This is a genomic window from Sandaracinus amylolyticus, from assembly GCF_021631985.1.
Lineage (GTDB): Bacteria > Myxococcota_A > Polyangia > Polyangiales > Sandaracinaceae > Sandaracinus > Sandaracinus amylolyticus_A.
This window is the reverse complement of record NZ_CP070225.1, coordinates 201,555-223,003: the sequence shown is the minus strand read 5'-3', so window position 1 is coordinate 223,003 and position 21,449 is coordinate 201,555. Positions and strand designations below refer to the sequence as shown.

Below are 21,449 nucleotides of genomic sequence, written 5' to 3'. Positions count from 1 at the left end.
GCGGCACAAGACGCAAAAGAATCGGCTCGCCGCTCCGGTCCCTTCCGTCCGCTCGCTCCGCGCGCTGCCGTCCGGACGACGGAAAAAGAAAACGCGCCGGGAGGATCACCTCCCGGCGCGTTCTCGCGTGCGGATCGCGTGTCAGCGCGATCCTCTCACCGGCTCACGCTTCAGGGCTGGGCGCCGAAGCCGAGCTCCCAGGTGAGGCGACGGATCAGGTCGATGTTGTCGATGTAGCGGCGGAGCTCCGGGGTGACGACGGGCTCGGCCGGCGTGCCCGCGAGCATCGCGTTCGCGCGCGTGAGCATCGCCGCGCCCACGCCGGTCTCACGACCGGTCGTCGGGTGCGGGTAGCTCACCGCCACGTAGGTCAGGCCGCTCTCGGGGTCGAGGAACGTGACCACGTCGCGCGACGGATCGATCTCGATCTCCTCGGCGCCGCCACGCACGAAGATGCGCGAGCGGTTGAGGAAGCTCTGATCGTAGGTCTGCGGGATGTACGCCATGCCGTAGACCGCCGAGTAGAGCTGGATCGAGAACGACGCGTTCGGGTCGATCGGCGTCGACGGCATCGTGCCGTTCTGCATCTCGAGCGGCGTCGGATAGCGCAGCTCACCGGACACGTCGCGGGGCGATACGACCGCCCAGTCCTCCGCGAGCACGCCCTCCATGAACGCCGTCAGCGAGGGGCCGAACGACGAGCCGAAGTTGATCTGGTACTGGCGGATGTCCGCGTCGGTGTCGCGACCGAGGAAGTACGTCGTCGGATCGACGAGCACCTGGAGCGCGATGACCTTGTCGTAGAAGTAGCCGACACGGTCGAGCTGATCGAACCAGAAGTAGCCCGCGTTGAAGTCCCACGTCGTCTCGATCGAACGACCGTCGAACGCGTCGACCTCGAGCGCGACGGTGTCGCCGAACGCCGCCGGGAGCAGCGCCACCGAGCCGTCGCCGCGCGTCGCTTGCATGTACTCGCCGGGCTCCGGCGTGGCCACGACGCGCGTGAGCAGCTGGAACGCCGCGCCGACCGCGAGCGTCCACGAGCCCATGCCGTCGGGGCGCGTCCAGAACGCGTCGTAGCCCGGCGCGCCGCCGAAGATGTCCTCGAAGATCGGGCGATAGAGCGCGTAGATCTGGTTCGCGCGCTGCAGCTTCTCGAAGTAGCGGCCGTGCACGCGCGAGGCGAGGCCCTCGGGCGAGAAGCCCAGGCGGCCACGACGGAAGCTGTTGAAGATGTAGTAGTTCCAGTAGTTGTCGATGACGCTCTGGACCGACTCGTACGCGTCCGCGCCCTGGTCGTAGCGCTGGCAGTCGGGGTTCAGGTCCGCCTGCTCGTCCGAGCAGAACATGTACGGGACCATCGGGCGGCCCGCCGTGTCGACGAGCGGATCGCGGATGCCCTGGAACGACAGGAAGCTGTCGGGGCGCAGGCTCGTGTAGCGCACGTCCTCGCGCTGCTGGAGGCGGTCGACGCCGCCGACGATCTCCGGCCAGTCGGTGTACACGAACGCGCTCGGCTCACCGCCGGTGAACGCGTCGAGGCGGAGCGGCACGGGCCAGCCCGCGCTCTGGATGAACGCGACCCACGCCACGTCGCCCGGCGTCGCGGCGTTCGAGAACACCTCGACGAGATCGCCGTAGCCCATCTTGATCGCGGCGTAGTCGTAGTGACCGATGCCCTCGGAGTCGGTGACGACGAAGTTCGAGCCGTAGTCCATCACGGTCGAGTACTGCGTCTCGAGGATGCGGCCGTCGCGCTCCTCCGCGGTGAGCGGATCCCACGCGCGCGGCGCCATCGTGCCGTCGTCGCGGAGCTGCCAGTAGCGCGGGAGGTAGTTCAGCGCGTCGTAGCTGCCGCTGAAGTTGTGGCGCAGGCCGATCGTGTGGCCGACCTCGTGCGCGGTGACCGCGTCGAAGATCGGGTGGCGCAGCATCGTGCGCACGAGCTCGTAGTTCAGCGAGCCGTCCTCGCCGCGCAGCTGGTAGGTCTCGCCGTACCACTCCATCGTGCCGTCGGCGCCCGCCGCGCGGACGATCTCGCGCGCGAGGCCGAGCAGGCCTTCGTCGGCGAACTCCGCGTTCAGCACGCAGTGATCGTGCTGCATGCGGTCGCGCGCACGCGAGAGCGCGCGCTGGTTCGCGAGGCTGCCGCCGCGGAGCGGCGACGACTGCTCGAGCAGACCCTCGGTGACCGGCAGCTCGGGATCGACGCCCGCCGCCATGCGCACCTCGTCGGTCGCCATCATGCGCTCGATGTCGGTGCCGACGAGACGGCCGAGCGCCGCGTCACCACGATCGACGCCGTCGCCGAACGCGCCCTGCTGGTGCAGGCGGCGCTCCGCGGCGCGCATCGCCTCGATGAACTCCGCGGGGCTCGAGGGGACGCGCGAGGCCGGACGGCCGCTCTGCGCCCACGCGAAGTCCATCGCCTCGTTGATGTCGTGCGCGTCGAGACCGTCGATCTCGATCACGTGATCGTGCGCGCTGCGGCCGGTGATGTCCGAGCCCGGCGCTTCCTGGCGCTCGACCCACGCCTGCACCTGCGCGCCCGAGCTGATCTCCGACTCGTCGAGGTCGCCGTTGATCACGGCGATGATGTCGCGCGCGAACGTCGTCAGCGTCTCCATCGCGGCGCCGTACACGAACGCGTTGCCCATGATGATCTCGCCGGTCAGCGGGTCGGCCGACGAGGGGCCGTAGCCGAGCGGGCTCGAGAGGTGCGCGTCGCTGACCCAGCCGATCATCGAGTAGCGGAGATCGCCGGGGCGCGGGCTGGTGCCCGCCGGGCCGCACGCCTCGTGGTCGGTGTCGGCCACGGGGTTGTGGCAGAGCACGAACATCTGCTGGTGGTCCTCGCGCATGCGCTCGCTCGCGCACGAGCCGGCGTCGCCACCGTTCTCACGGCACTCGAGCTCGCGGAGGCTCGCGACGGTGTCGCGGAACGCCTTGTTCCACTCGTCCGAGAGGTGCTGCGCGTCCGGCACGAGGTCCGCCGGGAAGTTCGCGCTGAGGTAGTACGCGATCGGACGGACCTGGCGCTCGCGGTAGGGGATCGTGCACGCGCCGCGGAGCGTGCCGGTCTCGGTGTCGACCGCGCGCATCGCGCGCGCGAGATCGAGATCGCACACCGAGCCGTTGCCGCCGCACTGGTCGTCCGCGCTGCAGCTCACGAGCGTGCCGTCGCCGTTGCGGCGGTGGCTCTGCTGCCAGAGGTTGTGGCGGTTCGCGAAGCGGAAGCGGGCGGGCTCGACCACGCCGTAGTGCGCGTCGTACCCGGCGCGCTCGGTCACGAAGTAACCGAAGCGCTCCATGCGGTCGCCCGTGTAGAGCTGCGGCTCGTAGTCGCGATCCTCGTGATCGACGCGGAGGAACGAGTTGCGCACGGTGACCTCACCGGGCGCGCAGTCGAGGTGACCCGCGTAGAGCATGAAGCACGACGGGACCGGGCCGAGGCCCTCGATCTCCACCGTCGTGGGGCGCACGAACATCTTGTTGACGATGTCGATGTACTGGACCGTCTCCTGGCCGTCGACGGTCGTGCTCGTGAGCGCGTTCTCCCACGAGCCGTCCTCCTGACGGACGTCGAAGCGGGGCGCGTGCGGGTGCGTCGGGTTCTCGACGTAGTAGGCGACCGGCTCGGTCTCGATGCCGTCGAAGATGCGCGCGAGGACGAGGAAGTCGCTGTTCGTGATCAGGTTCTCCGACCAGTCGACGCGGATGTAGTCGCGCTCGTACCAGGGACGGTCGGTGCTGTTCTCGGTGAGGATGTTCATCTCCTCGCCGGTCACCGGGTTGTACGCGCGGCGGATGTCGAAGTGCGACTCGATGCGGTACATCGCGACCGGCGCGCCGGTCTCCGTCGCCTCACCCGTGCCCGCGATGCCGTTGCCCTCGCTGCCCGCGATGTGCTGGTACGCGCGACGCGCGACCAGGAACTCTTCCTGGATCTCCCAGCGCACGCGCTCGAGCTCGCCCTGCTCGCCGACGAACGTGTAGCCAGCGGAGTACGGCGAGTCGATCACCGTCTGCTGGAAGAACCACTCGCTGCCCTCGAGGACGCTGCGGTGCAGCGCGCCGGGCTGGACCTGATTGATCGGCTCGCGACCCTCGGCGCAGCCGGTCATCGTCGCGCCTGACAGCGCGCAGATGGCGAGCAGGGCGAGTGCCTGAGCTCGGTGCAAGGTGCGGGACATCGACATCGGACTCCTTCGGCCGCGAACGTCGGATTCGAAGCGGCGGCCGGCCCGCTCCGCAAGAAGCGTGCTCACATGGTCGCCGCGGCAATTCGCGAATCACCGCGTGTGCGAGAGAGCGAGACGTCGAGTCGCGTCGTTAGTCGTTTGACGATCGATCGTTACGAAGCCGCTCGGACGAGCGACCGCGCGCGCCTCGCGGATGCGCGCACGTCACGCGCGCCTGCATTTTCCGCGTGGCACATGGGTTGCGATGCGGCGCGCCCTCGTTGCCCGGAGCACCGACGTGAAGCGTTTCGTATCTCCTCTGCGGTTCTTCCTCCTCTGCGCTGCGCTCCTGACGCCAGCGTTCGCCGCGAGCGCGCAGGACTCGAGCGGAGAGGGCGAAGGTGAGAGTGAACTCACGAGCTCCGCACCTGTCGAAGACTCCGCCGGAGCACCGGAGTCGACGACTGCGACGGAGGTCCCGCCGCCCGAGTCGGCCGAGGCGCTCGACAGCGCGGCGCCGGTCGACGACGCGGCCCCGGCCGACGGCGCGACGCCGGTCGACGCAGAGGAAGAGGCGGCCGCAGAGGAAGAAGCAGCACCGGCGCCGCAGCCCTCGCCCTTCCGCGGCTCGCTCTTCTCGTGGCAGCAGGACCTCAGCGTCAACACGCTGAACCCCGACGCGCAGCTCACGTACAACCCGACCTACTACTGGTCGTTCTTCCTGCAGCCTCGTTATTACTTCGACCGTCAGAACTTCCTCGTCCTGTCGCTCGGTCTCTCGGTCGAGTTCACCGACAACGACATCTCGACGACGGAGCGCGAGCCGCAGCTGAGCGACGCCGTGCTCGAGTGGCGTCACACCGAGGCGTGGGAAGGCTTCGTGTTCATCCCGTCGGTGCGACTCGCCGCGCCGACCTCGCTCGCGAGCATCGCCGCCGATCGCATCATCAACGTCGGCGCCGGCCTCACCGCGGTGCGCGTGTTCCCCGAGCTCGCGAGCTTCACGGTCGCGGTGACCGGCGGCTATCGCCACTGGTTCGCGGCGGACACGGTCGCGACGATCAACTTCGCCGATGCGCCGAAGTGCACGACGGCGAACGGCGGCGCGATGGACTGCCCCGCGGGCGGGATGACCACCGAGCGTGAGCGTCTCTTCGCCGCGCTGACGCTCACCGTGATGCCGATCCCCGGCCTCACGATCCTCACGCAGTACGCGGCGCTGTGGAGCTACGGCCACGGGCTCGCGACGGTCGACAACCCGGGGATCGGTGGCCCCGACGAGATCCCCGACATGAGCCCGAGCCACTGGCGCAACGGGCACTACTGGACGATCGCGGTCGGCTACGACGTGCTGCCCTGGCTCAACCTGCAGCTCGGCTATCAGGGCTCGCCGGGCTTCACGCCCTGGCTCAACGAGTCGGGCAACGTGCAGAACCCGTTCTACTACTACGACAGCGAGCTCTATCTCTCGGCGACGTTCGCGCTCGACGTGATGGTCGACGAGATCATCGGTCAGGACGAGGCCGACATCTCGCCCGAGCAGCTGCAGCGTCGCCGCCAGGGCCTCGCGTCGCGCGGTGCGATGGTCGGGTTCTGATCGCGATACCCGCACCGACGACGAACGGGCCGCGCTCTCGAGAGGAGCGCGGCCCGCTTCGTTTCTCTCACCCGGGGATCGGCCCGACGTAGCGCGACGCGGGGCGGATCAGGCGCCCGGTGCGGCGCTGCTCCGCGACGTGCGCGCACCACCCTGCGACGCGCCCGATCGCGAAGGTCGGCGTGAACGCGCGCCGATCGAGCCCGACCGCGTCGAGGATCACCGCCGTGTAGAACTCGACGTTCGCGCGCAGCGCGCGATCGGGACGTCGCGCCGCGAGCCGCGCCTCGGCCTCCTTCTCGACCGCGCGCGCGAGCGCGAGCCGACCCTTCGCGACCCCGGCGCGCTCGAGCTGCTCGATGCCCGCCTCGAGCACCGCGGCGCGCGGATCGCGCACTCGGTAGATGCGGTGCCCCATGCCCATGATGCGACGGCCCGCATCCAGCTCCGCGTCGACCCACGCGCCCGCGCGCTCGGGCGCGCCCACCGCGTCGAGCATGTCGAGCACCGGGCCCGGCGCGCCGCCGTGCAGCGGGCCCTTGAGCGCGCCGATCGCCGCGACGATCGCGGAGACGTCGTCGGAGCCCGTCGACGCGACCACGCGCGCGGCGAACGTCGACGCGTTCATGCCGTGGTCGATCACGGTCACGAGGTAGCGATCGAGCGCCGCGGCGCGCGCGGGATCGGGCGCCTCGCCCTGCACCATCCGCAGCACGTCCGCCGCGTGCCAGCGCGAGGGATCCGGCGCGACGAGCGCTTCCCCGCGTTGGGTGCGCTGCCATGCGGCCGCGGCGACGGCGACGCTCGCGGCGAGCGCGATCGCGCGATCGAGCTCGCTCGCGCCCTCGGGGATCACCACCCGCGCGACCAGCGCGCGCAGCGCGTCCATCCCGTCGGCGTCGCGCAGCGCGGGATCGTTCGGATCGATCGCCGTGAACGCGCGCGCCCGTGCCGCGCCGAGCGACGCGCGCAGCGACGCGACGTCGTCGGGGAACGCGCCCGTCCACAGCTGCCACGCGGCCTCCTCGAACGAACGCGCGCCCGCGAGCGCCTCGACGCGATGCCCGCGGATCCACAGCTCGCCGGCCTGTCCGTCGACGTGCGAGAGCTCGGTCTCGGCCACCACGACGCCCTCGAGCCCGCTCGCGATCCGTGCACCTTCGGTCATCACGCTCCTCCTTCGCGTCGCCTCGACTCGATGCGAGAGACGTGAGAAACGTTGATGCATGGTAAACGTTGATCAACGTGGATCCAGCGATCAACATGATGCATTCGTCGGTCACGACGACGCGCTCGAGGGCGCGTGGGTCACGGCGGACGAGGCATGTCGCCTGCTCGGCATCAAGCGGGGGACGCTCTACGCGTACGCGAGCCGCGGGCTCGTTCGCAGCGCGCCCGGCGAAGGACGCGAGCGTCGTTATCGCCGCGACGATCTCGAGCGCCTCCGCGCGCGCAGCCAGGCGCGGGCGGGCCACGCCGCGGTCGCGTCGGGCGCGCTGCGGTGGGCGAGCCGGTGCTCGACACCGCGATCTCGGGCATCGGCGAGGACGGGCCGCACTATCGCGGTCGCAGCGCGGTGGAGCTCGCGCGGAGCGGCACGCGCTTCGAGATCGTCGCGGAGTGGCTCTGGGCGGAGCGCTGGGACGAGGACGTGCGCTTCGAGGCGCGCGATCTCGGGATCGACGTGCGACGCGCGGCGCGCCTCGTGGCGCAGGGCGCGCACCCGCTCGATCGACTGCTCGCGGGCGTCGCGCTGATCGGCGCCGCGGAGCGGGGCTCGCACGTCGAGCCCGGCGGCGAGGGCACGTTCGTGCGCGCGCGATCGCTGGTGCGACGGCTCGCGGCGCTGCTCGCGCTCGCGCCCGGCGAGGAGGATCGTGTCGACGAGGCGCTGGCCGCGCCCACGATCGCGCACGCGGTCGCGATCGCGCTCGGCCTGCGCGCGACCAAGCGCGCTGCGGCGGCGATCGATCGTGCGCTCGTCGTGATGGCGGATCACGAGCTGAACGCGAGCACGTTCACCGCGCGCGTCGCGGCGGGCGCAGGCGCGGATCTGCACGCGTGCGTGCTCGCCGCGCTCGCGACGCTCACCGGGCCCGCGCACGGCGGCAGCTGCGATCGCATGGAGGCGCTGCTCGCCGAGGCGCGCGAGCCCGAGGACGCGGCGCGCATCCTCGCGGAGCGCAGGCGTCGCGGCGATGCGCTGCCGGGCTTCGGACACCCGCTCTATCCGTCGGGGGATCCGCGCACGCCGCCGCTGCTCGATGCCGCCGAGGAGCTCGCGCCGCGCAGCGTGGTGCTCCGCAAGGTGCGCGCGTTCACCAGCGCGATGGGGCTCGCGGGCGGAGAGCCACCGACCGTCGACGCGGGGCTGGTGGCGCTCGCGGGCGCGCTCGGCGCGGGACCGGGATCGGCCGCCGCGCTGATGGCGATCGGGCGCGCGGCGGGATGGATCGCGCACGCCATCGAGCAACGCGAGGCGGGATTCCAGCTGCGCCCGCGCGCTCGATATCTTCCGCGCTGACTGGCCTGGGGGCACGGCGCGGGGTAGCGTCCGGGCCTCATGCGCGGGAACGCGTCGTCGTTGAACGGTCGTCAGGCACGTCATCTCCGGGCGCTCGCCCATCATCTCGACCCCGTCGTGCAGGTCGGGAAGGAGGGCGTGTCCGACGCCGTCGTGCGCGCCGCGTGGCAAGCGCTGCACGATCACGAGCTCATCAAGGTGAAGCTGCCTCAGCTCGAGAAGGACGAGCGACGCGAGATGGCGCAGCACCTGCGCCGCGCGCTCTCCGCGCAGATCGTCGACGAGATCGGGCGCGTGCTCGTGCTCTACCGGCGTCATCCGGAGCGGCCGAAGATCAAGCTGCCGTGATCGACGCGCGGGCGGCCTGGCCGATCGTCGAGGGGATTGTCCCGGACACTCGGCGGCGACGGCATCCGGCAGGCTGGCCGCCCTATGGACAGCAGTACGTTCCGCAGGAGTGCGCCGCGTCTCGTCGCGCTCTCCTTCGTCCTTCTCTCCCTCGGGTGTGCGACCGGGTCGCTCTCGCGCGGAACCGCGAGCGACGGCACCGGCGACACCACCGACTACGACGCGCTGCGCCGGCGGCCCCACCCGCGACGTGACGCGGGGTCGACCGACAGCGGCACCGTCGTGACGACCGACTCCGGCGCGCCGACCACGCCGTTGGTCGACTCGGGCGTGATCGTCGCGCGCGACGCAGGCAGCACGACGCCCGCGGTCGACGCGGGCACCGACGCGGGCACGCCCACCACGCCGGCGGCGTGGCGCCCCTTCAGCTCGACGAGCCCGTGGAACACGCGCATCGCGTCGAACGTCGCGATCCGTCCCGACTCGGCGCAGCTCGTCGAGCACCTGCGCACGAGCACGCCCTGGCCCGGCCTCGGCGTGAACGTGCGTCCGTGGGGCATCCCGATGTACCGCGCGACGTCGTCGACGCCGCTGGTGCGCGTGTTCGCGACGCTCAGCAACGAGGGCGAGAACCGCACGTTCTACTGGCCGGTGCCCGCGGGCGCCGAGGCGGATCCCGAGACCGACGGGCACCTGCTCGTCGTCGATCCCGCGAGCGGTCGCGAGTACGACTTCTTCGCGGGTCGTCGTCAGGCCGACGGCTCGTGGACGTGCGCGCTCTGCGCGACCGCCGACATGAACGGCAGCGGGGTGCGCCCGCCGAAGGGCGGCACGACGCCGTGGTACGAGTCGCACGGCTCGCGCGCGTGCGGCTTCCCGCTCGTCGCCGGGCTCATCCGCACCGACGAGATGCGCGCGGGGCGCATCGATCACGCGCTCGTGATCGCGTACCCCGGCATCCGCCAGCGCTGGTTCACGTCGCCCGCGAGCACCGGACACCCGGCGAACGGCATCGTCTCGCCCGATCGCGGCGTGCCGTGCGGCGGGCGCATCCAGCTCGATCCCAGCGTGAACGTCGACGCGCTCGGCCTCACGCCCTCGGCGCGCATCATCGCGCGCGCGCTGCAGGAGTACGGCGCGTACGTCGGTGACTACTCGGGCTCGATCAGCCTCTACGCGGACGGCTCGCCCGAGGCGCGCGCCGCGTGGGACAGCGGTCTGCTCGACGAGGCGAGCGTTCGGTCGATCCCGCTCGAGCGCATGCGCGTCGTCGAGTGGGGCACGCTGCGCAGCGACGGCTGAACGCGAGCGTGACGCGCGCCCCTCGGTCTCGGCCGAGCGGCGCGCGTCGCGTTTCAGGGGCCGTTGCGTGGCGTGCGCGGTCGCGAGAGAGTCGCGCGCCATGAGCACCAGGGAGCAGCTCGTCGCGATCTCGATCTTCGTCGCGCTCGGTGGCGCGTGTCAGCCAGGGACGGTGAGCGGCGGCGCGGACGCGGGGCGCACGACCGGCGGCGAGTCCGACTCGGGCCAGCAGACGGGCGGCGGCGGAGGCGCGTGGCGTCCCTTCGCCGACTCGAGCCCGTGGAACACGCGCATCCCGGACGACGTCGCGATCCGGCCCGACTCCGACGCGCTGATGGAGCACATGCGCACGAGCTCGGAGTTCCCCGGGCTCAGCGTGTCGATCCACCCGTGGAGCGTGCCGGTCTACGAGGTCGACGCGTCGATGCCGCTGGTGCGGGTGATGACGCCGCTCAGCAACGAGGGCGAGTCGCGCACGTTCATGTGGCCGGTGCCTTCGAGCGCGCAGCCTGCGCCCGAGGGCGACGGGCACCTCGCGCTGATCGATCGCGCGGCGGGGCGCGCCTACGACTTCTTCCAGGCGCGACCGCGCGGCGACGGCGCGTGGGACTGCACGCTCTGCTCGACGATCGATCTGAACGGCTCGGGCGTGCGGCCGCCGAAGGGCGGACCTTCGCCGTGGTACGAGTCGCACGGCTCGCGCGCGTGCGGCTTCCCGCTGATCGCGGGGCTGGTGCGCGTCGAGGAGATCCGCGCGGGACGCATCGATCACGCGCTCGTCATCGCGTACCCGGGGATCCGCCAGCGCTTCTTCACGTCGCCGGCGAGCACGGGACATCCGTCGAACGGGATCATCTCGCCGGACCGCGGGGTCCCGTGCGGCGGGCGCGTGCAGCTCGATCCCAGCATCGACGTGGACGCGCTCGGCCTCTCGCCGACGGGACGCATCATCGCGCGCGCGCTGCAGGAGTACGGCGCGTACGTCGGAGACTTCTCGGGGTCGATCAACCTCTACGCGGACGGCTCACCCGAGGCGCGGGCCGCGTGGTCGGACGGGATGCTCGGCATGAGCGAGACCAGCCCGATCCGCTTCGAGGACATGCGCGTGATCGAGTGGGGCGAGCTGCGCTCCGACGGCTGACGCTACGGATTCCGTAGCGCTACGGATTTCGTAGCAGTAAAGAAACGAGCCCCGCGACGTCGCACGTCGCGGGGCTCTTCATTCCCTCGGCTCGCAGACCGCCGAAAATCGGCTCGCCCGCGGGTCGAGCACTCCGGCAGGGGCTCAGTCGCCGATCGCCACGCCGAGCTTATGGCGCAGCGCGAGGTACTGCTCGCTCACCGAGTAGAGGTGCAGCTCGCGCAGGCGATCCTTCTGCGGCACCGCGCTCGACTCCTCGGGGCTCGCGCGCACCAGCGCGCTCGCGATCTCGAGGTCGTTCGCGACGACGAAGCCGATGCGGTCCGCGGTCAGATCGACCGCCGCCGTCCAGCGCTTGAGATCGAGCTCGGGCGCCGCGCTCAGGAGCTTCTGCACGAGGCTGCGCAGGGTCTCCTGCTGCGGCCCGCTCAGGTGCTTCTTGAACGCCGCCATGTGCTCCTCGACCGAGCTCGCGAGGTCACCGGGGATCGGGAACTGCGGCACCACGCTCTTGATCGCCGCGAGCAGCCACGCGCGCAGGCCCGAGCCGGTCGGCACGAGGTGCCGGAGCACCATGCCGCCCTTGGTGAACGCGAGGTGGCGCGCCGCGACGAACGCGAGCGCCTGCGCGGGGCCACCCGCGCGCGCGCCCTTGCCGAGACCGACCGCGACCGGGCTCGCGAACACGAACGAGAGGCCGCCCGCGTCGTCGTCGCGGTAGTAGAGCTCGGGCAGCGCGATGCGCGTGATCTGCGACGCGTGGTGGAGCGAGCGCGCCATCTCCGCCGAGTCGCTCGCCGCGTCGCGCTTCTTCGACGCGTCGAGGCGGAACGACGAGAGCGGCTGGCTGCGCACCGCGATCACCGCCGGCGCGATCGTCGTGAAGATGTCGGTGAGCAGCGGATCCTGATCGGGATGCATGACGAGCTTCGCCCATGCGTCCTCGGTCATCGGATCCTTCACCGGCAGCGGCTTGCGCGAGCGGTGCTTCTTGAAGAACGCCTCCTCGTCGGGCTCCGCGTTCTTCAGGGCGGTGAGCGCCTGGCAGAGGCACCAGCTCTCGTCGGGCTTCTTGCCCTCGGTGTAGAGCTTGCGCAGCGCCTGGTAGCTCTCGATGCGATAGGGGCTCAGCGTCAGCAGCTGCTGGTGCACCGACACGGCCTTGCTGAACCAGCGCTTCGGCTCGGCCGCGTAGATCTCGGCGAGCTGCTCGGCGCGACGGCGGTTCGTCGGCTCGAGCTTCTGCGCCTGATCGAATGCTTCGACCGCGTCACTCGCGCGGTTGAGGCGATGCTTGAGCAGCTCGCCGAGCGCGTCCCACAGGTGCGCGAGCTCCTCGGGGCTCGGGCGCTTGCCCTCGCCGAGGCCCTCGAGCTTCTTGATGCGGTTGCGGTACGCGCTCTCGAGGCGCGTCCAGTCGGTCTTCTCGGTGAGCGCCGAGACGAGCCCCTCGAACGCCTTGCTCAGCAGCGGCGAGTGCTCGAGCGCCTGCTCGTAGTAGTCCGCCGCCTCGTCGAGCCGCTTGAGCTCGAAGTGCGAGATCGCGGCCGCGGTGTTGTAGTACTTCGCGAGCTGCGCCGGATCTTCGACGAGATCCGCGATGCGCAGGATGACCTCGACGAGCTTCCCCCAGTCCCTCGTCTCCGAGTAGACCGCCATCAGCTTCGTCAGCAGGTTGCGATCGTCGCCCTTGAGCTCGAGCGCCGCGACGTAGCTCTTGCCCGCGCGCTGCTTGTCGCCGAGCTTCTGGAGCAGCACGTCGCCGGTCTCGACGAGGAGCCCGAAGCGATCGTCGTCGCTCGCCGACTCCATGCGGCGGCGCAGCGTCTTGATCACCTTCTCCCAGTCGCCCTTCGTCGCGAAGAGCTGCTTGAGCGCGTCGAGAGGCTCGCTCGCGCCCGGCAGGTGCTGCGCGGCGTCCTCGAGCGCCGTCGCCGCCTCCTCGAGCTGCTCGCTGCGACGCAGCGCCTCGCCGAAACGATAGAGCACGTTGCCGCGATCGGTGCCGACCAGGTCCTTGCCGAACTTCGCGAGGATGTCGCGGTAGAGCTCGGCGGCCTCGTCGGCCTCGCCCGCGTCGAACGTCACCGCCGCGACGCGCTCGAGCACCTCGCGATCCTCGGGCGCGAACGCCTTCGCGTTGAGGTACGCGCGCTGCGCCTTGTCGAACTGCGAGAGCTTCCGGAACGCGTCGCCGCAGCGGACGCTCACGTCGCGCGCGACGTCCTTCGTCATCTCGCTGGTGCGCGCGAGCAACGGCTCGTAGTGCTTCGCCGCTTCCTTGAAGTCGTTCGCGTCGAACGCGACGTCGCCGAGGCCGCGCGCGGCGGGCGTGCACGTGGTGTCGAGCTCGAGCGCCTTCTTGAACGCCTCGGTCGCCGCCGCCGGCTCCTTGAGGCGATCACGACGCAAGAAGCCGAGGTCCGCGTAGAGCTTCGCCTGCGCGCTCGCGCCCGACGTGACCGCGATCTCGCGCAGCAGGATCTCCGCCGCGCCGTGCGCATCGCCGCGACCCGCGTAGATCGAGCGCAGCGCCGAGGCCGCCGCCGCGTTGTTCGAGTCCGCGTCGAGCGCCGACTTGTAGCGCGCGATCGCGCCGTCCTTGTCGCCCGAGTCCTCGAGGATGCGCGCCGCACGCACGAAGAGCTCGGCCTTCTTCGCCGGCTCGCGCTCCGAATCGGCCAGCCGCTCGACCGCCTCGAGCGCCGCGCGCACGTCGCCGGTCTGCGCCCGCAGTCGCGCCACGAAGTCGAGCGCCTCCGCGTGCTTGCTGTCGATCGCGAGCACGCGCTCGGCGACCGCGATCGCACGCTCGGGCGCGCCGACGTCGACCATCAGCACCTTGCTCGCCTGGAGCAGGAGACCGATCTTGCGCGCGTCGTCCGCCGAGCCGCCTGCGCCGAAACGCAGTGCGTGGCGCTCGAGCGTCGCCGCGAGATCGTCGAAGCGATGCAGCTGGCGATAGAGGCGCGCGAGCGCCGCGTTCGCGCCGTCGTGACCAGGCTCGATCGCGACGATCTGCTCGTACGTCTCCGCCGCCTTCGCGTGCTCGACGAACTCTTCTTCCTGGATGCTGCCGACGCGCTCGAGGATCGAGATCTTCTGGCGCGGCGTCGCGACCGCCTCGAGCTGCGCGCGCAGGTTCTCGAGCAGCTCGGCGAAGCGGCCCTTCTGCGCGAGGATGCGCTCGAGGCCCTTGAGCGCGCCGAGGTGACGCGGCGCGATCGCGAGCGCCTTCTGGTAGCTCGTGATCGACTTCTCGCTGTCGGCGATCCGGTCCTCGTAGACCTCCGCGATCGCCGCGAGCGTCTCCGCCTTCTCCTCGCCGCGCTGGCTCTCGGCCTTCTTCTCGAGCAGCGCGACGAGCGCCGCCCAGTCCTTGCGCTCGCTGTACAGCGTCTCGAGCGCGTCGGTCGCCTTCGGGTGCGCGGGATCCGCCTCGAGCACCTTCTCGAAGATCTCCGCCGCGCGCGCGCCGTCACCGAGGCGGCGATGCACGATCTCCGCGGCCTCCGCGAGGAAGTCGCGCGCCCGCGCCTGCGAGGTCGCGACCTCGGCGCGGCGCAGGAGGATCTGCGCGAGCTCCTGCCAGCTCTGCGCCTTGCGATAGAGCTCGACCGTTCCATCGAGCGCGGCCTCGCTCGCGGGATCGAGCGCGAGCGCCTGGCCGTAGCAGGGCAGCGCGAAGTCGGGGCGCCCGAGGCGCTCCGCGTACCAGCGGCCCATCAGCACGTAGAGCGCGATGCGCGCGTCGCGATCCTCGCTCGCCTGCACCGCCTCGTTGAGCGCCGTGAGCGCCTCGTTCCAGCGCTCGGTCGAGCCCGACGCGAGGCGCTCGATCTCGCGCTGCGAGCGCTCGTCGCGGGGCTCGTCGGTGAGCGCCTGCACCCACGCGACGAACGCGTTGTCGCCGTCGCCGAGCTGCTTCTCGTAGGTCTCCGCGATCTCGCGGAGGATCTGCGCGCGCTCCGAGGCGACCTCTTCGCGCTCGCTCTTCTCGAGCAGCAGCTCGACGAGCCCTTCGGCGTCGCCGGTCTGGCGCTTGAGCTCCTCGAGCGCGACGCGCGCGATCTCGTCCTCGGGATCGACCTCGAGGATCTTGCGGTACGCGACCTCGGCCGCCTTCGCGTCGCCGAGATCGGTCTCGTTCAGGCGCGCGACGCGGAAGAGCAGCGACTTCTTCGCTTCGACGTCGTCGACCTTCGCCGCCGCCTCGGTGAAGACCTCCGCGGCCTTGCCCCACTCCTGCGCGGCGTCGACGAGCTGCTCGAGCTGCGCGGCGAGCGACTCGTCGGTCGGCGCGTCGAGCAGCGCGGCCTTCGCCTTCTCGAACGCGGCCTGATCGAGCTCTTCCTTCTTGCGCGCGGCGGGCGGGATCGACGCGCGGCCGATCGACTCGAGCGCCTCGCGCAGCTCCTGCGCGCTCTGGTAACGAGCCGCGGGATCCTTCGCGAGCGCCTTGAGCACGATCTCGTCGAGCTCGCGCGCGACCCAGCCGCGCGGCGCGTGGGTCGACGGCGCGGCGGGCTCGGCGGTGAGGTGCTGCGCGATCACGTCGATCGCGGTCTCGCCGGTGAACGGCGCGCGTCCGGTGAGCGCCTCGTAAAGCACGACGCCGAGCGCGTAGAGATCGCCGCTCGGGACCGCACGACCGAGGCGCGCCTGCTCGGGCGCGAAGGTCTTCGGCGTGCCCGCGAGCGGCACGATGCCGCTGCGATCCGGGCTGGTGATCGGCGGGCGCGCGAAGAGGCGATCCGCGCCGGGATCGACGAGCACGCCGCTCGGCTCGTTGCGCATCTTGTCCGACGCGCTGGGCCGCAGCATGAAGACGTTCTCGGTCTTCACGCCGCCGTGGGCCATGCCCTTCGCGTGCAGCGCCTCGAGGCCCGCGAGCGCGCCGCGCACGATCGGGCGTGCCTCGTTGAAGTGCATCGGCCCGGTGCGCGAGAGGCGCGCCGCGAGCGACTGACCGTCGACGTGCTCGGTCGCGACCCAGGGGCGCCCGTCCTCGAGCTCGCCCGTCGCGACGATGCGACCGATGCCGCGCTCGTCGACGCGCGAGATCGCGCGCGCCGCGGTCAGCCAGCGCTTCGCCGCCGCGCGATCCTTCGCGTGCACCGCGCGCAGCACCTTGATCGCGACCTTCTCGCCCTCGGCTCCGTCCTTGGCCGCAGCGCCGTTCGACCCGGCGCCCTTCTCGGCGAGATAGACGATGCCGATGCCGCCCTCGCCGAGCTTCTTCTGGATCTTGAAGCCACCGACCGTCGTGCCGGCCGCGAGCTCCTCTGCGGGCGCGACGTAGAGGTCGACGCCTTCCTTGAGGCCCTTCTTGACCAGCCCGATCGCGTCGGCGAGCGCGGGGAGCGCGTCGTCGGCGCTGCATCGCTCCACCAGCGCGCGCGCGAACGCGCCCTTTCCGCTGGTCGCACCGACCTCGTCGGGCGCGATGCCCAGGAGGTCGCTGGAGAGCTGCTTCATGTCGTCGAGCTCGAAGAGGCGCTCGAGCTCCCCACGGAGGATGTCGATCGTCGCGGTCATGGGGTCCTTCGGATTGGCGGAACCACAGCCGATCCGTGCGGCGCTGGGGAGGAGGAAACGCAGAACGCGGACGTACCGCGCACGCGCGGGGGGCGCGGATCGTACACGGCTGGTCCAATTGGTCCAAGGAGCGCGAGCGAGATCACGCGTCGGTGTGCCGCGAAGAACGGGCAGGTACGCGGGGGATCGAGGCGCTGCGCCACGCGCCAGCACGGGCCGGCTCGCGGGTGTTGACCGAGGCGACCGCTCGTCCATACTCGCGGCCGCGTATGACGAAGGTTCGTTTCCTGCCGTCCGGCTACGAGTGCGATGTGAAGGTGGGCACTGCCCTCGTGGACACCTGCGACGAGCACCCCGAGGCCGAGGTGCCGTTCTCGTGTCGTTCCGCGAGCTGCGGGACCTGCCGGGTGCGCGTGAAGGAGGGCATGCCGCTCCTCAGCAAGCCGCAGGACGACGAGCTCGACGTGCTCGAGGTGTTCGGCGACGGCAAGGACGTGCGCCTCTGCTGCCAGATCAGCGTGGTCGGCGAAGGCAAGATCACGCTCGAGGTCGTCGAGCCCGAGTGATCGAAGAGCGCGCGTTCGCGTATCGCGGCGCCGGGGGGACCTCGTGAACGCGCGCATCAAGCACTTCTATCTCGCGTCGTACGCGAGCTGGTTCGCGCTCGGGATGTTGATGAGACCGCTCCAGGCGGCGCTCGAGCCCGACCTGCAGTGGCTCACGCGGCTCCCAACGACGGCCGCCGTGTTGAGCCTCTGGGCATGCGGCTTCTGGTGGATCTTCGACGCCTGGCGCAGCGTCCCCGAGGACTACCGAGACGCCGCGTTCCTCGGGCGAGTCCCGCCGCGCACGGCGCTCCTGCTCTTCTTCGTGCCGTGCCTCAACGTGGCCTGGATGTTCGCGTGCAACGTCGGCCTCGCACGCTCGATCAACCACGCGTCCGCGGCGCGCGGCACCGGCGCGCAGGTGTCGGTCGCGCTCGCGATCGTGGCGTGCCTCGTCCAGCTGGTGCCAATCGCCGGGTTGATCTTCGCGCCGCCGTTCTGGCTCGCGTTCATGTGGAACGCCGACCGGGCACGCGCTGATCTCGAGCGCGTCGACGCGGAGGCGGTCGCGCAGGTGTTCTGAGCTCTGCCGGAGTGCTCGTCCCGCAGGGCCCGGACGGGAGAGCGCGAAGCGCGCGGACGGTAGGGACCGGCGGGCGAGCCGATTTTCTGAGCTCTGCCAGAGTGCTCGGGCGCGCGCGAAGCGCGCGGGCCGGCGGGCGAGCCTTTTTTCGTGCGCGTTCGCGTATCGTGCCCACGGGGGGGCTCGTGAACGCGCGCATCAAGTACTTCTTCGTCGGGTCGTACGTCGCGACCTTCGCATTCGCGATCGCCGGGGGCATCGCGACGGCGGTGCTGAGCGAGATCGATCGCGACCTCGAGATCATCGGCAGCCTGCTCGTGCTGCCGGCGATCCCGGCGATGATCGGATGGTTCGGCTGCGCGCTGTGGTGGGTCTACGACGCGTGGTCGAGCATCCCCGAGGAGCACCGCGAGGCACCGCTGGTCGGGCGCGTGACCCCCGCGACCGCGGTCGCGCTCTTCTTCGTCCCGTGCTTCAACGCGTTCTGGATCTTCGCGTGCAACATCGGCATCGCGAATTCGATCAACAGCGCGTCGCACACGCGCGGATCGAGCCAGCAGGTGCCGATCGTCGTGCCGGTGCTCGCGGCGTGCCTGCACTTCGTGCCGTACTGCAACCTGCTGCTCGGCCCGCTCGTCTGGACCGCGTTCATGTGGACGGCGGACAAGGCGCGCGCCGATCTCGGGCGCGTCGACGCCAGCGCGATCGCCCAGGTGTTCTAGGCGCGGCGCGACGACGACGGTCCTTCCGGTCAGTCGTTGTCGATCTTGCCGCCGAGGATCGCGCGCTCCGCGGAGGCGTCGAGCTTCGGCGGGGGCGACGACGACGATGCGCCGCGCGCCATGCGCAGGTACATGTCGGCCGCCTTGTTCTCGGGGTCGACCTCGAGCGCGCGCTTCCACATCTCCATCGCGCGCTCCCCGTTGCCCATCGAGAGCAGCGTGACGCCGAGCGCGATGTACGCGGGCACGTAGCGCGGGCGCGCGTTGATCGCCTCCTCGAGCTCGAAGCGCGCGGCGTCGAGATCGCCGGCCTGGCGATAGAGGTTCGCGAGCTTCACGCGCAGATCGGCGAACGTGGGGCAGAGCAGGATCGCCTTGCGCAGCTCGTGCATCGCGTCGGGGACCATGCCCGCGTCGGTGTAGGCCTGCGCGACCTCGGCGTGGAGGTTCGCGATCTTGCCCTTCACGAAGGGGTCGAGCTGCCCGGGCGAGTCCGCGCCGCGCGCGAGCGCCGCCTGGTAGATGCGCTTCGCCTCGTCGTAGCGCCCGAGGTCGTTGTACGTGACCGCGAGGTTGAGCGCGGCCTCCGTGTAGTTCGGGTTGATCTGCAGCGCTTCCTCGAACGCTGCCTGCGCTTCTTCGAAACGGCCGCGATCGTGGTGGATCACGCCCGTCATGTTGAGCACGTCCGCGAACTTCGCGGTCTCGCGCTCGAGCACCTGTCGCAGGTAGTGCTCCGCCTTGTCGAACTCGCGCTTCTCGTAGTGCTCGCGACCGAGGGCGAGGAGCTGTTTCGTGCGTTCGTCCATCGGATACCGCTCGAGGACCGAATGGTATCGAGGTGACGGGAACGCGTAAAGAACTCAGGGCTCTTCTTCGCGCTGCTGGTCCTCGATGTCTTCTTCGATCTGGTCGGCGGCCCGATCGCGCTCCTCGCGCTCGATGTCCTCCTCGATCGCCCCCGAGGTCCGGCCCCGCTCGATGTCCGCGGCCTCGACGTCGGTGCCGCGCACCTCGATGCCCATCTCGCTCGTGTCCTCGAGCGAGTCGGTGCCCGGCGTGCCCGAGCCCGCGAGCCCGCCGGGATCGCTGTCGTCGACGTCGTCGATGTCGGTGCCCGGCTCGATGCCGCGGCCGCCCGAGGGCCGACGCGGCCCGTCTTCCTCGGGCTCCCCCTCGTCGACGGGATCCGTCGGGCCCATCGCGCGCAGGAAGTTGCGCGCCTGCACCGCGTAGCCGCTGCGCGGGAAACGATCGACGAGCTCGCCGAACGCGAGGCGCGCGTCGCGCTGCTCGCGCATGTGCAGGTAGGTGCGGCCCATCAGGAGGAGCGCCTCGGGCACCACGCCGCTGCCGTCGTACTCGGAGAGCAGGGTCTGGATGCGCGAGATCGTCGCCCGCGGCTGATCGCGGTTCAGGTAGTACGACGCGACGTAGAGCTCGTGGCGCGCGAGCAGATCGAGCACCTGGCGCTCGATGCGGCGCGCGTCCTCGACGTGCTCGCTCTCCGGGTAGTCGGCGAGGAAGCGACGCACGACGCGAAGCGCCGAGCGCGTCGCGGCCTGATCGCGCTCCTCGGGCGGCGGGGAGAGGAAGAAGTCGGTGGGGATCTGCTGGTAGTACGCGCGCGCGATCGAGTAGTTCGCGGTGTCGATCTCGGCGTGCGTGGGGCGCTGCCGGATGAACGAGCGGTACGCGCGGATCGCCTCGGTGTAGTGCTGCTGCGAGAGCTCGCAGTCCGCGATCCGCAGCTCGGCGAGCGCGGCGTAACGCGAGTACGGATACTCGCGCCGCACGTTCTGGAGCAGCGGTGTGGCGGTGAGGCAGTCGTTGTCCTCCACCGCCGCGAGCGCGCGCTCGTAGTCGCGACGGGCGCTCTCGCCATAGCTGAGCGCGGCACCCTGCTGCGATCCGCCGCATGCGGCGAGCGCGAGCACCAGGGCGACGGGGGCGTAGAGACGGAGGTCCGACACAGCGCGCGGAGGCTAGATGAGCCCCGACACGTCGGCAACCAGCTGGGGCAGCTCGTCTCACCGCGCGCGCATCGGGAGGACCCCCGGGCTCTCGCGCACCGCGCGGGTCAGCGTGTCGGCGACCACCATCACGCGGGGCACCTTGCGCAGCTCGCGGTGCATCGCGAGGTACGCGGGGGCACGGGGAGGCTCGCGCTCGGTGCGGAGCCGCACGAGCTCGGGGTGCTCGATCGCCAGCGCGTCGGCGATCACGCCGACGCCGATCCCGGCGCGCACCGCGTCGAGCAGCGCGCTCGCCGAGCTCGTCCTCAGCACGAAGTCGCGCGCGCCCGAGCCGCGGAGCCATCGCTCGGCCGGCAGCGCCGCGAGCGCGCCGTCCATGCCGACGCAGGGCAGGCGCGCCAGCTCGCGCTCGCCGATCCGGCGCCCGCGGAGGCGCTCGTGCGACTCGAGCTCGCTCGACGCGTAGAGGCCGAAGCCCAGGGCGCCGAGCGCGCGCACCACGAGCGGCGCCGCGCGCGTGGTCGCGGTGCGGAGGCCGATGTCGGCCTCGCGCTTCGCGAGATCGGCGACGCGCGCTTCGCTCACCAGCTCCACGCGGATCTCGGGGTGCGCCTTTCTCAGCGCGGCGAGGGCACGCACCACGCCGCGCTCGAAGCCGTCGCCGATCGAGACCCGCACCGTGCCGGCGAGCGAAGGCGCGCCCACGGGCTCGTCGCGGGCGTGGAGCGTGAGCGCGCGCTCGACGTGCTCGGCGAGGGCGAGCAGCGCGGACGCGGCAGGCTCCATCGTCACGCCGTCGGCGGTGCGGTGCACGAGGCGGCGCCCGGTCGTGCGCTCCAGCGCGGCGATGCGGCGCGACACCGTCGACGTCGCGACCCCGAGCGCATGGCCCGCGGCGAGGAAGCTCCCGGCGCGCTGGACCGCGAGCAGCACGCGCAGGTCGTCCCACGCGGCGACGTCCGGAGAGGTGGTTTGCATGGATGCAAACCAGG

At 71.2% G+C, this 21,449-nt stretch carries 14 protein-coding genes and 1 pseudogene; 9 read left to right on the top strand and 6 right to left on the bottom strand.

Features of this window, described 5'->3' with window-relative positions; all coding sequences use genetic code 11:
• Positions 1-170 precede the first annotated feature (170 nt).
• On the bottom strand, positions 171-4,124 hold the full coding sequence (locus tag I5071_RS00935; protein WP_236519965.1) for a zinc-dependent metalloprotease: 3,954 nt from the start codon (positions 4,122-4,124) through the stop codon (positions 171-173).
• A 355-nt stretch (positions 4,125-4,479) separates the two neighbouring features.
• Between I5071_RS00935 and I5071_RS00930 the strand changes: the two genes are divergently transcribed.
• The gene (locus I5071_RS00930; protein ID WP_236519964.1) at positions 4,480-5,778 is read left to right on the top strand and encodes a hypothetical protein; all 1,299 of its coding nucleotides are present in this window, start codon (positions 4,480-4,482) and stop codon (positions 5,776-5,778) included.
• 67 nt (positions 5,779-5,845) lie between these two features.
• On the opposite strand, the gene I5071_RS00925 is transcribed toward I5071_RS00930, so the two are convergent.
• Positions 5,846-6,946, bottom strand: coding sequence for a citrate synthase (locus I5071_RS00925; protein ID WP_236519963.1), 1,101 nt, complete (start codon positions 6,944-6,946; stop codon positions 5,846-5,848).
• 58 nt (positions 6,947-7,004) lie between these two features.
• Here I5071_RS00925 and I5071_RS00920 point away from each other — a divergent pair.
• The 5 genes and pseudogenes from I5071_RS00920 to I5071_RS00900 all read left to right on the top strand — a co-directional run.
• Positions 7,005-7,169, top strand: a pseudogene (locus tag I5071_RS00920) (helix-turn-helix domain-containing protein); the annotation flags it as partial.
• 110 nt (positions 7,170-7,279) lie between these two features.
• A complete protein-coding gene (locus I5071_RS00915; protein WP_236519962.1) occupies positions 7,280-8,302 on the top strand; it encodes a citrate synthase in 1,023 nt (340 codons plus the stop codon).
• 39 nt (positions 8,303-8,341) lie between these two features.
• Positions 8,342-8,650: a ribosome assembly RNA-binding protein YhbY gene (gene yhbY / locus I5071_RS00910; RefSeq protein WP_053236236.1), complete on the top strand. Its 309-nt coding sequence runs from the start codon at positions 8,342-8,344 to the stop codon at positions 8,648-8,650.
• 84 nt (positions 8,651-8,734) lie between these two features.
• The gene (locus tag I5071_RS00905) at positions 8,735-9,952 is read left to right on the top strand and encodes a hypothetical protein (protein ID WP_236519960.1); all 1,218 of its coding nucleotides are present in this window, start codon (positions 8,735-8,737) and stop codon (positions 9,950-9,952) included.
• A 100-nt stretch (positions 9,953-10,052) separates the two neighbouring features.
• Positions 10,053-11,093, top strand: coding sequence for a hypothetical protein (locus I5071_RS00900; protein WP_236519959.1), 1,041 nt, complete (start codon positions 10,053-10,055; stop codon positions 11,091-11,093).
• Positions 11,094-11,237: 144 nt separating this feature from the next.
• Here I5071_RS00900 and I5071_RS00895 read toward each other — a convergent pair whose 3' ends face one another.
• Positions 11,238-16,631 (bottom strand): protein kinase domain-containing protein, encoded by a 5,394-nt coding sequence (locus tag I5071_RS00895; RefSeq protein WP_236519958.1) that lies wholly within the window; start codon positions 16,629-16,631, stop codon positions 11,238-11,240.
• A gap of 269 nt (positions 16,632-16,900) precedes the next feature.
• Here I5071_RS00895 and I5071_RS00890 point away from each other — a divergent pair, with 269 nt between their 5' ends.
• The 3 genes from I5071_RS00890 to I5071_RS00880 all read left to right on the top strand — a co-directional run bounded on the left by I5071_RS00890 (position 16,901) and on the right by I5071_RS00880 (position 18,481).
• Positions 16,901-17,197 carry a 2Fe-2S iron-sulfur cluster-binding protein gene (locus tag I5071_RS00890; RefSeq protein WP_236519957.1) on the top strand — a complete coding sequence of 99 codons (297 nt, stop codon included), beginning with the start codon at positions 16,901-16,903 and terminating at the stop codon, positions 17,195-17,197.
• Between the two features lie 43 nt (positions 17,198-17,240).
• A complete protein-coding gene (locus tag I5071_RS00885; RefSeq protein ID WP_236519956.1) occupies positions 17,241-17,759 on the top strand; it encodes a hypothetical protein in 519 nt (172 codons plus the stop codon).
• Between the two features lie 185 nt (positions 17,760-17,944).
• On the top strand, positions 17,945-18,481 hold the full coding sequence (locus tag I5071_RS00880; RefSeq protein WP_236519955.1) for a hypothetical protein: 537 nt from the start codon (positions 17,945-17,947) through the stop codon (positions 18,479-18,481).
• Positions 18,482-18,510: 29 nt separating this feature from the next.
• Here I5071_RS00880 and I5071_RS00875 read toward each other — a convergent pair whose 3' ends face one another.
• Genes I5071_RS00875 through I5071_RS00865 form a run of 3 tightly spaced genes read right to left on the bottom strand, consistent with a single transcriptional unit; the run spans position 18,511 to position 21,435 of the window.
• Positions 18,511-19,290: a tetratricopeptide repeat protein gene (locus tag I5071_RS00875; protein WP_236519954.1), complete on the bottom strand. Its 780-nt coding sequence runs from the start codon at positions 19,288-19,290 to the stop codon at positions 18,511-18,513.
• A 54-nt stretch (positions 19,291-19,344) separates the two neighbouring features.
• Entirely contained in the window at positions 19,345-20,454 is a 1,110-nt protein-coding gene (locus tag I5071_RS00870; RefSeq protein ID WP_236519953.1) for an outer membrane protein assembly factor BamD, read from the bottom strand.
• A 57-nt stretch (positions 20,455-20,511) separates the two neighbouring features.
• Entirely contained in the window at positions 20,512-21,435 is a 924-nt protein-coding gene (locus I5071_RS00865) for a LysR family transcriptional regulator (protein WP_236519952.1), read from the bottom strand.
• Positions 21,436-21,449: the final 14 nt, after the last annotated feature.

Excerpts from the sequence above, each read along its gene's own strand:
- I5071_RS00935 (WP_236519965.1), bottom strand. The coding sequence starts at position 4,124 with ATGACCGGCTGCGCCGAGGGTCGCGAGCCGATCAATCAGGTCCAGCCC.
- I5071_RS00925 (WP_236519963.1), bottom strand. The coding sequence starts at position 6,946 with ATGACCGAAGGTGCACGGATCGCGAGCGGGCTCGAGGGCGTCGTGGTG.
- yhbY (WP_053236236.1), top strand. The coding sequence starts at position 8,342 with ATGCGCGGGAACGCGTCGTCGTTGAACGGTCGTCAGGCACGTCATCTC.
- I5071_RS00905 (WP_236519960.1), top strand. The coding sequence starts at position 8,735 with ATGGACAGCAGTACGTTCCGCAGGAGTGCGCCGCGTCTCGTCGCGCTC.
- I5071_RS00900 (WP_236519959.1), top strand. The coding sequence starts at position 10,053 with ATGAGCACCAGGGAGCAGCTCGTCGCGATCTCGATCTTCGTCGCGCTC.
- I5071_RS00895 (WP_236519958.1), bottom strand. The coding sequence starts at position 16,631 with ATGACCGCGACGATCGACATCCTCCGTGGGGAGCTCGAGCGCCTCTTC.
- I5071_RS00890 (WP_236519957.1), top strand. The coding sequence starts at position 16,901 with ATGACGAAGGTTCGTTTCCTGCCGTCCGGCTACGAGTGCGATGTGAAG.
- I5071_RS00875 (WP_236519954.1), bottom strand. The coding sequence starts at position 19,290 with ATGGACGAACGCACGAAACAGCTCCTCGCCCTCGGTCGCGAGCACTAC.
- I5071_RS00865 (WP_236519952.1), bottom strand. The coding sequence starts at position 21,435 with ATGCAAACCACCTCTCCGGACGTCGCCGCGTGGGACGACCTGCGCGTG.